Origin of the sequence: Thorsellia anophelis DSM 18579 (genome assembly GCF_900111395.1) — a bacterium.
Taxonomy (GTDB): Bacteria; Pseudomonadota; Gammaproteobacteria; order Enterobacterales; family Thorselliaceae; genus Thorsellia; species Thorsellia anophelis.
In genome coordinates, this window is sequence record NZ_FOHV01000004.1 from 1 (window position 1) to 14,454 (window position 14,454).

At 33.5% G+C, this 14,454-nt stretch carries 10 protein-coding genes; 6 read left to right on the top strand and 4 right to left on the bottom strand.

The annotated features are described in order from the left end of the window. The 3 genes from BMW37_RS03055 to BMW37_RS03065 all read left to right on the top strand — a co-directional run. Window positions 1-228, top strand: a 228-nt coding sequence (locus tag BMW37_RS03055; protein WP_177168562.1) for a type IV toxin-antitoxin system AbiEi family antitoxin domain-containing protein, incomplete at its 5' end; no start/stop codon positions are given. A gap of 56 nt (window positions 229-284) precedes the next feature. Continuing rightward, window positions 285-1,151, top strand: a complete 867-nt coding sequence (locus BMW37_RS03060; protein ID WP_245711018.1) for a nucleotidyl transferase AbiEii/AbiGii toxin family protein — start codon at window positions 285-287, stop codon at window positions 1,149-1,151. Window positions 1,152-1,242: 91 nt separating this feature from the next. After that, window positions 1,243-2,235: an IS30 family transposase gene (locus BMW37_RS03065; protein WP_093317738.1), complete on the top strand. Its 993-nt coding sequence runs from the start codon at window positions 1,243-1,245 to the stop codon at window positions 2,233-2,235. 833 nt (window positions 2,236-3,068) lie between these two features. Here BMW37_RS03065 and BMW37_RS03070 read toward each other — a convergent pair. Further along, entirely contained in the window at window positions 3,069-4,226 is a 1,158-nt protein-coding gene (locus tag BMW37_RS03070; protein WP_093317740.1) for a transposase, read from the bottom strand. Between the two features lie 478 nt (window positions 4,227-4,704). On the opposite strand from BMW37_RS03070, the gene BMW37_RS03075 reads away from it, so the two are divergent. Next, entirely contained in the window at window positions 4,705-5,916 is a 1,212-nt protein-coding gene (locus BMW37_RS03075; protein WP_093317741.1) for a hypothetical protein, read from the top strand. Between the two features lie 371 nt (window positions 5,917-6,287). Here the strand turns inward: BMW37_RS03075 and BMW37_RS03080 are convergent, their stop codons facing one another. Next, entirely contained in the window at window positions 6,288-7,016 is a 729-nt protein-coding gene (locus BMW37_RS03080; protein WP_093317743.1) for a response regulator, read from the bottom strand. After that, window positions 7,001-8,542 (bottom strand): DUF4118 domain-containing protein, encoded by a 1,542-nt coding sequence (locus tag BMW37_RS03085; protein ID WP_093317744.1) that lies wholly within the window; start codon window positions 8,540-8,542, stop codon window positions 7,001-7,003. The genes BMW37_RS03080 and BMW37_RS03085 overlap by 16 nt, the downstream gene beginning before the upstream one ends. A 481-nt stretch (window positions 8,543-9,023) precedes the next feature. Here BMW37_RS03085 and fldB point away from each other — a divergent pair, with 481 nt between their 5' ends. Together fldB and BMW37_RS03095 are read left to right on the top strand one after the other, a co-directional pair. Continuing rightward, on the top strand, window positions 9,024-9,605 hold the full coding sequence (gene fldB, locus BMW37_RS03090; protein WP_093317749.1) for a flavodoxin FldB: 582 nt from the start codon (window positions 9,024-9,026) through the stop codon (window positions 9,603-9,605). A gap of 182 nt (window positions 9,606-9,787) precedes the next feature. After that, complete coding sequence (locus BMW37_RS03095) at window positions 9,788-10,651, top strand: SAM hydrolase/SAM-dependent halogenase family protein (RefSeq protein WP_425441754.1); 864 nt, start codon at window positions 9,788-9,790, stop codon at window positions 10,649-10,651. A gap of 450 nt (window positions 10,652-11,101) precedes the next feature. Here the strand turns inward: BMW37_RS03095 and topA are convergent, their stop codons facing one another. After that, window positions 11,102-13,723 carry a type I DNA topoisomerase gene (gene topA / locus BMW37_RS03100; RefSeq protein ID WP_093317751.1) on the bottom strand — a complete coding sequence of 874 codons (2,622 nt, stop codon included), beginning with the start codon at window positions 13,721-13,723 and terminating at the stop codon, window positions 11,102-11,104. Between the last annotated feature and the right edge of the window lie 731 nt (window positions 13,724-14,454).

Genomic DNA, 14,454 nt, shown 5'->3' on the forward strand with positions numbered 1-14,454 from the left:
TTATCACCTAGAAAGCTTGATATATTATTAAAAGCGTGTAAAAGTGTTAAGGCTAAACGCTTGTTCTTTTGGCTTGCAAAACGCCAAGCTTATTCTTGGTTTGATAAGTTAAATGTAGAAAATTATGATTTAGGCTCAGGTAAACGTGTTATTGTTAAGGGGGGCACGTTGGATAAAGAGTATCTAATAACAGTACCTGAGCATATAGCGGTTGGAACTAAAGGATGAGTTCATAGGTGAATAAAAATACTATTTATTACAAACAGGTAGAGCTTTTGATACGGGTGTTGCCTTTCGTTGCTAAACAAAAATGCTTTGCTCTCAAAGGTGGTACAGCAATCAATTTATTTGTTAGAGAGTTTCCTCGTTTATCGGTCGATATTGATTTAGTGTATCTCCCAATGAAGCTTCGTGATGATGCATTGTTGGAAATTTGTGAAGCGCTTGATACTATTGGTGTGGATTTAAAAAAAGCGTTTAAAGACGTTGAGCTAACGGAAGCTTATCGTTCAAAACAAGATACACTTAGGTTGATTGTTGCTCGTAATGGTGTACAGGTCAAGGTAGAACTATCACCTGTATTGCGAGGCACTGTTTATAAACCAAAACTGATGGAAGTTTGCACATCCGTAGAAGACGAATTTGGTTATGTTGAAATGCCCGTTGTTGATCTCGCTGATCTATATGCTGGGAAGATATGTGCGGCATTGGATAGACAGCATCCAAGGGACTTATTTGATGTAAAGTTGCTTTTGGACAATGAAGGGCTAACAGATGAAATTCGTAAAGCATTACTCGTTTATTTATCATGCCATAATCGGCCAATGGCAGAATTACTTAGTCCTAAATTTAAGGATATTACTGCCACTTATGAAGGTGAATTTATCAACATGGCTCAGATAGATGTCTCGTTGGCAGAATTAGAAACTGTAAGATTACGCTTGGTAGATCTCATTCATCTGGAACTGACTGATATTGAAAAGTCTTTTTTGCTATCTTTTAAAAGTAGAAAGCCTTATTGGTCGTTACTTGGTTTGAAAGGAGTTAGTGAGCTTCCTGCAATCAAATGGAAACAAGTCAATTTGGCAAAAATGTCGAATGAGAAGCATATGTTAGCTCTAGAAAAGCTAAAGAATGTTCTCGGGATATGATTTCTAAAAAATAGATATTTATATTTCGTTGATTCGTATAATAAGTGCATAGCCGCTGTCAGTCGCATGGCATTAATTGAGGGTCGAAAAGATGAAAACTCAGAGATATAATGCTAAGCGACGAAACAAAGCAGATGGCTACACAATGAGCTACAATCACCTGAGTCTTCAAGAAGGGCATTATATCAATACTTCATTGAAAAAAGGAATGTCTTTATCACAAATAGCAAGAGATCTTGAGCGTTCACAAAGTACAATTAGCAGAGAAGTAAACCGTAATAAAGACAAGCATAAACTTGTAAAATTGACAGCTGAGATAACTAAAAAAATTGATAAATACCATCGTCGAGAATGGGGCCCTGAACAAATAGTGGGACGGTTAGCAAGTGAAGGCATAATTAAATTGCATCATGAAACAGTCTACCAATATATCTTGGCAGATAAAAAAGCAGGCGGTGATTTGTATACACATTTAAGACATCAGGGCAAGTCCTACAGAAAGCGTTACGGTACCACAGGTAGCAGGTCTGGTATACCTAATAGAAGAGATATTGATGAAAGACCTGAAGCAGCCAATAACCGAACACGAATCGGTGACTGGGAAGCTGATACCATGATTGAAAACAAACACAAGGGTGCATTAGCCACCTTGGATGAGCGAAAATCAAAACTACGACTAGCTTTGCCAGTTAGTCGCAAAAGCGCTGAAGAGGTCACGCATGCGATTACGCAAATGCTTGAGCCTATTAAAGAAGTAGTACTAAGTATCACATTTGATAATGGCAAGGAGTTTGCAGCGCATGAAGTCATAGCGAGCATATTAGGATGTGAAACGTATTTTGCTAAACCTTATCATTCTTGGGAAAGAGGACAAAATGAAAATGCAAATGGCCTCTTAAGGCAATACTTCCCTAAATCGAGGCAACTGAATGATGTTGAAGTAGTAGAAGTACTTGATGCTATTGATAAACTAAATAGCAGACCAAGAAAATGTTTGGGTTATAAAACACCCTATGAAGCATTCGAGGAACTAACAGGCATAACCAAAGAAAAAATTTTCGAGGGTTATGCACTTATGACTTGAATTCGCCTTTATAAATACCTGTAAAGCAATAAATTTAAAAAATAGTAATAAAAATGGTCAAAAGTCTATATTATCCAGGGGGATATAGTTTAGCCATTCTAACACATAGCAGGTTTGCGTGGGAGTTAAGCAAACTATTTCATTATTAAAGGCTTTCTATATAAAATTGTGTGTTCGGCACTTTAATTCGTTGGTGCCCTGTAAAATGAGCACCAAATATCTATTCAATACAAATCGCTACACATTAAAGCCTATTATCATTACATGCTAAATAATCAAATACAAAAAATTTTCAAGAAATCGACACTTACATCTATAGGTATTGGTGAAGCAGTTAGAGTGTTTCATAATCACATTGATAAACAAAACGATAAATTCAATCGGATTACTGTTTTAAAGCGTGCTATTTAAAAACAAACATGTGTATCTAGATGTGGTCTCTCAATACATTTAGACGTTGTTGTACTACCAGTTAACGATTTTAAAGCATAAGTGCTCGTTTATGGCTTTTTTGTCCGAGCATAGAAGCAATTACAGATGATTCAACTGATAGCTCCAAAATCACCAGAGATGCTGTTAGTGAATCAATAATACACCTATATCTTTGATAGTTAGCGGTTATCAATTTATTTCAATCTCTGTTAATGATTTAATACAGAGTTAGTTGCAAAATCAAACAAAATACCATTTTGTAAGTCTCCGCGAAGCGGAGATCGCGATTTTTTTTGCTTTTAGGCGAAAAAGCCAACAATTTAGCTTTTTCGGGTAAAGTGCTTTCAACACATTCAAATATGCATCTAATTTTACCTTTTAATTTTGTGAAAGTGAGTCTATTAGGTCGCAAATCTCAAAGTTTGCTCAACAGTAATCACTAGTACACCGAACATAAGATGTGTCATAACTTTTTCGGCGCCTTTCACCCATATATTTCTGCCACCGTGAAAGTCTTTAAGGTGAGCATTGACTCTTTCCACTCCACTACGAGCCTTATATTTTATCGCTTCAAATGCTTCAAATTCCTTTTTATCTGCCCGCCTCGGATTATGATCTATCAATGGCACATGACCAAGTTCTAAAGAAGCTTCTCTTAACGATTTGCTGCAGTATCCTGCATCAGCTAGATCATAGCAGTAATCTATCTTGCTTGTTGTTTCTTGCATTAATGGGACCATTACTTGGCTATCATGAACAGATGCTGAAGTTAAAATACAGCTTATAGGAATATCACCAGGTGCAGTAGAAATATGTAGTTTATAACCAAGCCAAGTTGTTTTAAATCCCTTACTGTTTTTTTTACAGCTATATGCCGCGACTTTGGGTAAATTTTGAATATTTTCAGCAACACTTTTTTTCCGTTGTGCATCAATAAAACTTATAGGTGTTTCTTGAATTTGTTGCATCATTTTCTTTTTTTCTAATGCTTCCTTTGAAGGACGTCCTCGTTTTTTCTTAGGCTCATCAACTGTTGTATTATTTGTATTACCTTCTATTTCTTTTGATTTTTTAATCGCTTTCTCTCTTGATTCTATTGCTGTTGAATCATGGCTAACTGATTCAAATAGTACATTACTGAGATGATTTTTGATAAAAGATTGGTGAGTAATTTCTGGTAACTTATACTCAGAAAATTCTTTAAAAGCCCTTGAAAAAGAGGATTTATCAGGTAAGTTATGTGTAGTAGAAAAACCACATATAACCCGCAAAGTATTATCATAAGTCAAGCGCTCAATTAACTGATTTGTTGTACTCAAATTAAATACGGCTTTAGCAATAAAGGCTCTAGCGAATTGGATGCGATCTGCAGGTGGTCTTCCTGCAAAACCTTTGGATTTAAGGCGAACAAATTTATCTATTTCAGAGATTTCAATTGCTTTTATCAGCTCGCGTAATTTATCAGTTAAAACAATATCTTGATTTAAAAGAAAAGGGAATAGTGAATTGTGCACGTAAAAATTTAATTGCATTAATCTATTGAATTCGGTAGTATTCATGGGTTAGGTTCCTTATTTAGTTTTTGCGAACTCATTATACCATAAAATGGTTAGGAATCTAACACTTACCTTACTTTCACATCACAAATATTGAAATTAATTCAAATAATCTTATTACCCAACCCTAATTTTGCAACTACCTCTACATTCTGAAAGTTTAATGAAACACATTAGCTATTCTAACTATCTGATTACTAATAAAGTTATAATTCAAACGCTTTTAAAAAAAAACACTCTTAACCTCAGAAAACATGAGTTATTCCAAAGCGTAATTAAGGAAAAAATCTTAAATCTAGACTTAGTTGATAAATCATTTGAGCTCCTCTTCCCTTGAATACGGAGTTTTTAAGATTGAAGAATAAAATACGTCATTTAACCAAAAGTACTTTCACAATGGTAAGTATTACAACATAATATGATAAATTAAAAATTTATTTTAGTTGTACTATTGTGACCACCTTCATAAGGAATGTGTTTAATGAAAAATAAAAAGACTGTTGTTTTATTTTTGGGGGCATTAATATTTTTTGTTGGAATATATATCCATAAAAAGCTGGCGTTACAACCAGTAATTACAAATGAGTTGCTAGAAGTCGATTTAGAAGCTGTAAATCACAACCGAAAGACATCAACATTAGAAAAGTCACTACCTAAAGAGTCACTAAATGGCTTGCCATCTTATGGTATGAGTTTTGAAGAGCAAAACGCACCTGGTGAGGGTTATAGTGTTATTACCTATGGCCAAATAATAGATGCTGATGATGACTATAATCAATTTAGTTATTTAAGGCTAAATAATTTGAGTTCAACTGATTTAGACGTCCCTTATAATTTATCCATAAAACAGGTATATAATGATTCAGATGATTTTTTTTTGGTAGTCGAAAACTTATTAACTGGTGAGATCACATCAATAGATTTAAAAGGTATTGTTGACTTAAGAGCATTTACCCATAAATGGTCAAATGAATATGTAGGTATAGAAAAAACAATATCTTCATCTAGAATAGGTGATAGAACTATTTATGTAATAGTTCTAGGTAAAGAGATTTTTAAAATCAAATTTGATGATTTAAAAGAGAACAGCTTTGAAGTGATACCTTTTGACTCGACAATTTTTAATACTTTTAAAGAATTAAATTCAGGCATAAAAAAAATAAACATTAACAATCACAGCTCATTACTCTTAGAAACTAACAACAATGCTTTTTACTATTATTACCCGTCTTCAAATACTTTAATAAGCGAAGCAACTTTTAAAGCTGGGTTAAGTAATCCTCCAGAGAAAAAAAGAAAACAGGTCGTATATGAAAAAACATATATCACAATTAAAAATGAATTTTTAAATTATATCTACAGAGGAAAAAGTGATGAAAATGACTATATACCTTTCGAAAATCAAATTTATGATGCTGAATTAATCACTGCTAATCCTATATATTCATTGCTTTCATATAATGATACTTATGCACTTTTACTTCAAATTAATGATAGAAGCATTGAAAATGAAAAATATAAATTATCTAGATATCGGTTAGATAAAAAAGTTATTGATTGGCAGATGAATATTGATTACCAACCAAATGTATCTGTGTTCAAAAAAGGATTTGTGGTTTATCCAGAATATAGAAATAGTGAAGACACTAAACGGTTATATATTTTAAATGAAGGTGAGTCACTAGCCTTTTAAAAACCAAACCTATTTGTTAAACTAATTTTATGTGAACTTATATAATATGATCTTAACCACTGTCAATCGTAAAGCATTAATTAATCATCAAAATTTTCACAGTCACATACAAATTGAATACAAAGGTACAGAGTATTTGGGTTATTAATAGCTTATTAGAGGCTGTAATTTAAATAGTGTATTTACTCATCTTTATTATATTTGTTTTTAAAATTAAAAATTGCCAGAGACGCAAAAACGAGACTACTTTACAGCCCTTATTTAGACTAAAATGACTCTGCAGGAATCCCCTTGCATAAGCAAAGGGATAATATAGAACATAATGATGCACAAAATTTTAAATAGTGTTTTAGAAACAAAAAATTATGCTTTTACAATTCATCAACAACCAGCCGATATCCAACCGCTGTTTCTGTTAATAAGTGTCTTGGTTGTGATGGATCATCTTCTAATTTTTGCCTTAAATGCCCCATGTAAATTCTAACGTAATGTCCTCTATCAGAGTAAGCGGCTCCCCATACTTCACGTAATAATTGCCTATGCGTTAACACTCGGCCTGCATTAGAAATTAATACAGTTAATAACCTATACTCTATAGGAGTCAAATGAATTGCTTTGTTATTCTTTTTAACTAGCCTTGCTACCCTATCAACAATGATATTCCCAAATGTAAAAGAGCTTTCTTCTTTTGAAATATTAAATCCAGAACTATTTGATTGGTTCGAAGAATCGGATTTAGGTCTTCTTTGGGATGCTCTTACTCTTGCTAACAGTTCCCCAATACCAAAAGGCTTAGAAAGGTAATCATCAGCACCAGAATCTAATGCTTTAATCTTATTTTGTTCATCATGCCTTGCTGAAAGCACAATAATTTGCGCTTTTGACCAAGTTCTGATTTCTTTGATAAGATTTTGCCCATCACCATCAGGTAATCCTAAATCAAGTATAAGTAAATCAGGTTGCCTCGTTGCAACCTCAATTAAACCGTCTTTTAAAGTAGACGCTTCATATACTTGCCAATTATTTTCTTGTAACGCTTCTTTTACAAAACGCCTAATTTGAGGTTCATCTTCAATAATTACTGCTATTGATAACTGCATATTTCTTCTTCCATAATTTCTGGCGGTGCCTTCCTTGGCAATTTTATTGTAAAACATGCGCCACCGGTTTTGCTATTAGCTGCTGTTATAGTTCCTTTGTGGGCTAAAACAATCGCTTTAACAATTGCTAACCCTAAACCAACACCAGTTTGAGCAGATTCAGAGACACCGCGAGTGAACGTTTCAAAGAGTTTATACTCTTTGCCAACTAAATCTTGAGGTATACCATCGCCATGATCTAATACTTTAATTACCAAGAAAGATGGCAATACCTCAACACTTATCTCTATCGGGGGTTTCCCGTATTTAATTGCATTTTCGACTAAATTAACTAATACACGCTCAATAAGCATTGCATCAAATTGAACTAGTGGTAAATCACAAGGTAACTTGGTAATAAGTTTATCTTTAGGTATATTTTGCTCAACAGATCGTAATGCTGAACCAACTATTTCTTCAATCGATTGCCAATCTGCTGCGATATTTACATCACCACTTTGAAGTCTTGCCATTTCAAGAAGATTCATTGCTAATCTATTAATTTGACATGTTTTAGCGACTAGATTATCGATTTGATAGTATAGTTTTTTATTTTCTTTATATTCATTTTTTAACTGCTCAGCCATAATAGTTAAAGCTGTTAATGGTGTTCTTAAATCATGTGAAATTGCAGACAATAAAGTACTTCGCAACTGCTCTGTTTCATATTTGATATATGCTGTTTGTGCTTTACAACTAAAGTGTATTCTCTCTAAAGCAATTGCAAGTTGCCGTGTAATGGTTTGCAGATGGCGTAACTGCTCAGGAGATGATAATCCTTCTGGATTATCCGCTTTTAGCATTAAAATTCCGCCCAATGATGATGGCGCTTCTAAAGGCATATAGAGCCATTTCGAATCACTGAAATGGCGCGTATAAATTCCAGAAATCTTCGCATTAAAGAATGTCCAATTTATTGCTTCAATTTCTATATCTGGATGTTGCAATGCATCTAACTGCAACTCGAATTCATCATTTACAAGTAAAAAAACCACCTCTCCAGAATAAAAATGCCTTATAACTCGTTCTCCAATTGTCTTAACTTGTTCTCTTGAAACCACTGCTGATAAGTGTTGAGTGAGTTGAAACAAAGATGATGCCCTTTGCTCTCTTTTTTCAGCAAGTGTCGCCGCAAACCTTAATCCTGCTGTTAATTGTCCTATGAGCAAACCTACCCCAAGCATAATGGCAAAAGTCATCAAATACTGAAGATCTAACACTGAAAAAGTGAAAACTGGTCCAATATAGAAAAAATCCATAGCTAAAACATTAATAAATGCAGCTAATGCAGCCGGCCCTCTTCCAGCTTTAACGGCAATAACAACGACACTTAGAAGAAATATCATCATGATATTTGCTGTTTCAAAAGAGCTTACTATTTGTTTTGTAATTATTACCGTAAAAAAACAAATAAGTACCGCAAAACAATACCCTTTTAAAGGGGGTAACCTGCAATTATTTATGTAATTTAAAAAAGATGAATACATTTTTACTCTATATATACTCTAATTATTCACATCTGATCGCTAAACTTTACTTACCAACCCTATGAATAACTATGCTAAAATAATGATTGAAAAAATAACCTTGAGTTTAAATATACTTATGCTCTGACCAGTCACTTGTGATGGTGTTAGATTAACCTGCTAAAGATAAAAAAAATGTCTAAAATTTCATCAGAAAGGTAAATTTTTCATAAAGAAATAATCAAGAATTAGCAGGATTATCACTCAGCAACATTTTTATCACTATTAAGCATTAACTTGATAACTTATTTCCCTATAAATCAAGGTAACTTTTACACTTAATATTTATGCATAAAAATTCAGTAGAAAGCTACTTAACTAATATTCTGAATCAATATCAATATACGTATTGATTGCTCGCATAACATAGACTATGCTCTGTTCAAACGATTTTAAATATTTACATTTAAACAACAAGGCTCTTATAAAACTTACTTGAAATATGAAGACATTACTCCCTAATGAAGATTTAAAATTTGCAATTTTTTTTGGTTCAACAACATGCTATACGGAAATTGTTGCTGAAAAAATTCAAGATAAGCTTATTGAATTAATAAAGACGTCTAGCAGCTCGAGTAGCTTTGCAATTGAGCTCTATAATATTAAAGATACCCCCTTATCTCATATCAATGAATTTGATGTACTCATTTTAGGGATATCAACATGGGACTTTGGAGAACTCCAAGAAGATTGGCTGATTCAATGGGATAACATAAAAAATTTAAACTTAGATAATAAAACAATTGCACTATTTGGATTAGGTGATCAATTAGGCTATAGTGATTGGTTTTTAGATGCGATGGGTTTATTGTACCAATCAATCAAAAATGATTCTATTAACTGGTGTGGATTTTGGCCTACAAATGGCTATACATTCACAAGTACTCTACCTACTACGCTAGATGGTAAATATTTTGTTGGGTTAGCATTAGATGAAGATTCTCAATATGAATTAACAGATAATCGGATTGATTTATGGTGTAAGCAACTTATCAATGAGTGGCAAACCTTAAATATAATTTAGCCTATAGCAGGTCAATTGCAACACAAGTAATTTTTAAGTAACTTTTTTCTTTAGCATCCCGTTAAACCATGATATTAAGATATTTAATATTAATAACTTAACGTTAAATTAATATGACTATTTGTATAGGAGATTTTATGAAAATCAATAAACTAAAAAAAAGCGTGATTGCCGCTATTTTTATGAGTATCAGCACAGCAACACTCGCAAATAATGCACTCGTGCTACAAACTGATTTTGGATTAAAAGACGGGGCTGTATCTGCAATGAAAGGTGTTGCATTTGGTGTTTCACCAACATTACCTATTTATGATCTCACGCATGAAGTACCAGCATATAATATCTGGGAAGGCGCGTACAGATTGTATCAAACCATTGAATATTGGCCTGAAGGGACCGTGTTTGTCAGTGTTGTCGATCCTGGTGTTGGAACTGATAGACATTCAGTTGTACTTAAAACTAAAACCGGTCATTTTATTGTGTCTCCTGATAACGGTACCTTAACACTAGTTGCTGAACATTTTGGTATCGAAGCGATTAGACAAATTGATGAAACAAAAAATAGACTTAAAGGTTCTGAAAAATCTTATACGTTCCATGGTAGAGATGTCTATTCTTACACAGGTGCAAGATTAGCTTCAGGTGCGATAACATTTGAAGAGGTAGGCCCAATCTTGCCAAATCAAGTAGTTTCAATTGAGTATCAAAAAGCAACTGAAGATTCTGGTAATGTAAAAGGGACAATTCCAATTTTAGACATCCAATACGGTAATATATGGAGTAATATTGATGAATCTTTCCTAACTAAGATCGGGGTCAACTATGGTGACAATGTATGTTTTACAATTAATCAAGGCGAGACTCAAAAATATGATGGGAAAGCCCCTTATGTAACAAGTTTCGGCGAAGTACCTGAAGGTTCACCACTTATTTATTTAAATAGCTTATTACAAGTATCAATTGCTCTCAACATGGATAGTTTTGCTGAAAAACATGGAATTGGATCTGGTGCAGATTGGCATATTAACTTGAAAAAATGTGACTGAGATATGATTATCAAATAAATATTTTGATATGATGAAATTTCCCCTCCCTATAAGGAAGGCGCTCTATTGCGGTTAGTTTATTATCAACTCGCCATTGTGAGTTCTTACTGCTGACTCCAGCTGTTAATAAATTACAACATTCGCATTAAATGAGTATGCTTTGAACGATTTTCTTTCTATATAGAGAATCAATAACATATTCGATTGGTATTTTTAGGTGGTGCATCAATTAAATATAGACTTTACCAAGCTAATTTATAGGCAAATTGCTTTTTTGGATGCAACACTCTTAAAATTTCAATACCATCATCAAATTATATAGAACAACAAAGAAAACATTAACAATTATATCGTTAAGCCTCTATCTCCCGCAAAGAAAGATGGGATTTCACAGCAAACAGGATAAAAAGGCCGCGACTGCCGCCTTTTGTATCTTTGTATAGCACAAAATTAATCTTTTGGATTAATCCATTTTCCATCGACATAATAACGTGACCAGCTTGTCGGCTTTCCATCTTTTTCTGAGGATACATATTGTTGCTTGGTTTTTCGACTATACCGGACAAATGTACGATTTCCCTCATCATCAGTCAAAGGAGCAGTAGAAAGATAATGCAATTTATCAGGTAATCTATCCTCAAATCTTTTTAATTCATCCACATAAGGTGCTCGTGTTTCCCTAGATTTAGGGAAATTATGCGCAGCTAAAAAGACCCCTGCAGCCCCATCTCTTAAAACAAAATAAGCATCAGATTTTTCACATTCTAATTCAGGCAATGGGATAGGATCTTCTTTTGGTGGTGCAACTTCACCATTACGCAGTATTTTTCTCGTGTTTTTACAATCGTCGTTTGTACATCCCATATATTTACCAAATCGACCTGATTTTAAATGCATTTCACTGCTACACTTTTCACATTCAACAATTGGCCCCTCATACCCCTTTATCCTAAACTCACCAATTTCTAATTCATAGCCTTCACAGTTAGGGTTATTACCACATACATGAAGTTTTCTTTTAGGATCGATAAGGTAACTATCCATTGCAGTTGAGCATTTTGGACATCTTTTCCTAGCGAGTAATGCCTTAGTTTCAGCATCTTCGCCTTCAAGTATGTTCAATACTTCAACTTCCGGGATTAGGTTTATTGTCGATTTACAACGTTCTTTTGGTGTTAGTGAATAACCTGAGCATCCTAAGAAAACCCCCGTACTACCAGTACGAATTCCCATTTTTCTGTTACATAGTGGGCAATCAATAGCAGTTAAAACAACGCTATTAGGAAGCATGCCGCCTTCTTCCACATCTTTTTCAGCAGTTTCTAATTGTTTGGTAAAATCCGCAAAGAAAATATCCAATATTTTTTTCCAATTAGCTTCATCTTTAGCTATTTTATCAAGATTATTTTCCATATTTGCTGTAAAATCATAGCTCATTAGGTCCTTAAAACTAGACTCTAATCTATCAACAACAATTTCCCCCATCTTTTCAGCATAAAACCGCCTATTTTCAACTCTAACGTATCCCCTATCTTGAATAGTAGATATAATTGAAGCGTAAGTAGAAGGCCTGCCTATACCTCTTTTTTCTAATTCTTTTACTAATGAGGCTTCACTAAATCTTGCTGGTGGTTTTGTAAAATGCTGTTCTGGGAAAATTTCACCTAGTGGTAATTCATCACCTACATTGACAAGCGGTAAAGTTTTATCTTCTTCATTTTTACGAATAGCATTTAAAACTTTTGTCCAACCATCAAATTTTAATGTGCGGCCTTTTGCTTTAAGGATATACTCTCCAGCAGAGATGCTTATTAAGGTAGAATCATATTTAGCTGGTGTCATTTGACATGCTAAAAATTGACTCCAAATCAATTGATAAAGCCTTTTTGCATCAGGTTCCATATCATTCAACATTTCAGATAAAACGTTGACATCAGATGGCCTAATTGCTTCATGTGCCTCTTGAGAGTTATCTTTATTACTATAATGGTTTGGAGAGCTTGGTAAATAGGCATCGCCATAATATTTTAAAATGTAATCTCGCGCCATAACAAGTGCGTCAGCACTTAAATTAGTTGAGTCTGTACGCATATATGTAATATGACCAGCTTCATATAATCTTTGAGCCAGCATCATCGTTTTTTTGACGCCAAAACTTAAGCGTGTGCTTGCTGCTTGTTGCAAAGTAGAGGTAATAAATGGTGCGCTCGGTTTACTTTGAGTGGGTTTTGCCTCTCTTTCAGAAACAACAAATTTAGCACTTTCAAGCTCTGATACTGCTATCATAGCTTCTTGACTACTCACAGGCCTAAAAGCGCTACCATTTTTAGTATGCACTTCAACTTTTAGAACTTGCTGCTCTTTGCTTTTAGTCAATACATCAACATGTATACGCCAAAACTCCTCTGGTATGAATGCTTTAATCTCATGTTCACGCTCAACAATTAATCTCACTGCAACTGATTGAACTCTACCTGCAGATAATCCTCTTGCTACTTTTTTCCAAAGCAGAGGGGAAACCATATACCCAACAACTCTATCCATAAATCGTCTAGCTTGTTGAGCATTGACTCTTTGTAAATTAACTTCACTAGGATTGTCAAATGCTTGTTTAATCGCATTTTCAGTAATTTCATTAAATACAACTCGACTAAATCTTGAAGAATCTCCTCCAATTATTTCCTGCAAATGCCACGCTATAGCTTCTCCTTCCCTATCAAGATCCGTTGCCAGAAAAACATGATCTGCATTTTTTGCTAGTGCTTGTAACTCGCTAACAACTTTTTCTTTTCCTGGTAAAATTTGATAATTTGCCCGCCAATCATTATAAGGATCAACTCCCATCCTTCTTACCAAAGCATCTTTTGGATCAGCTTTAAGCCTTTTAGTAGCTTTTATTTCACCTGTTTTTTTTCCATTTTTAGCAGGTTCTGCCTTAGTAGATAAGGTGCTGCTAGTAGGTAAATCACGTATATGACCGACGCTAGATTTAACAACGAAATCTTTTCCAAGATATTTATTGATTGTTTTGGCTTTTGCCGGGGATTCTACTATAACAAGGGACTTACCCATAATACTCACCTAATAAAATGATTGACATTCAATCTATAAATTTATTTTCATTCAGAAAAGGGTTCAGAATCTTTACCAAGGACAACAATGACTATATAAGGCCATATTGAGATTTTTCAATCGATATTTTTCACTAATCACATTATCATTAAGTTACATTTTTTTCTGTATAAATTTGAATTTAGTGTTATTTTGACTCATATAATTTGATTCAAATTTTATGCTCATTTTAAAACATAACACAAAACTCGTTTAAAAAACAATTTTAATTGTGCTATAAGAAGAAATTTTAGATAAACAGGGATATCATATGCATGTTTCAATATCTGCATTTACTTAATAAAACTCACATAAACACTGGCCATACGAGCATGAATCATTTACCTTTTTTTACAATAGCATGAATTTAATTGTTTCAGTTCAAAATTTAAGTATAATAAAGCACGTAATGATAAAGTGGCATTGAATTTCTTTATAGCCTGATAAAATTATTGCTTATAGTTTTGTAAAGTCTAATATTAATTTTGTCCTGTAACTTTTATCATGATTTCACATTGAAACAAGTTGAAGATATGCATTTATCCAACGACAGTATTTTTTGATTGGATATTCAATAAGATTAAGTAAACTTATGATTTTATTTAAAAGATCATGACATTTACCTCTAGTTCTTGAACAACAAAAATTCATTAAGCATTTAATCTTTAACTATTTTAATATCCTGTCTTACC

Bases quoted from the DNA above. Each gene is read 5' to 3' on its own strand.
- BMW37_RS03095 (WP_425441754.1), top strand. From the start codon at position 9,788: ATGAGTATCAGCACAGCAACACTCGCAAATAATGCACTCGTGCTACAA.
- fldB (WP_093317749.1), top strand. From the start codon at position 9,024: ATGAAGACATTACTCCCTAATGAAGATTTAAAATTTGCAATTTTTTTT.
- BMW37_RS03075 (WP_093317741.1), top strand. From the start codon at position 4,705: ATGAAAAATAAAAAGACTGTTGTTTTATTTTTGGGGGCATTAATATTT.
- BMW37_RS03070 (WP_093317740.1), bottom strand. From the start codon at position 4,226: ATGAATACTACCGAATTCAATAGATTAATGCAATTAAATTTTTACGTG.
- BMW37_RS03065 (WP_093317738.1), top strand. From the start codon at position 1,243: ATGAAAACTCAGAGATATAATGCTAAGCGACGAAACAAAGCAGATGGC.
- BMW37_RS03080 (WP_093317743.1), bottom strand. From the start codon at position 7,016: ATGCAGTTATCAATAGCAGTAATTATTGAAGATGAACCTCAAATTAGG.
- BMW37_RS03085 (WP_093317744.1), bottom strand. From the start codon at position 8,542: ATGTATTCATCTTTTTTAAATTACATAAATAATTGCAGGTTACCCCCT.
- topA (WP_093317751.1), bottom strand. From the start codon at position 13,723: ATGGGTAAGTCCCTTGTTATAGTAGAATCCCCGGCAAAAGCCAAAACA.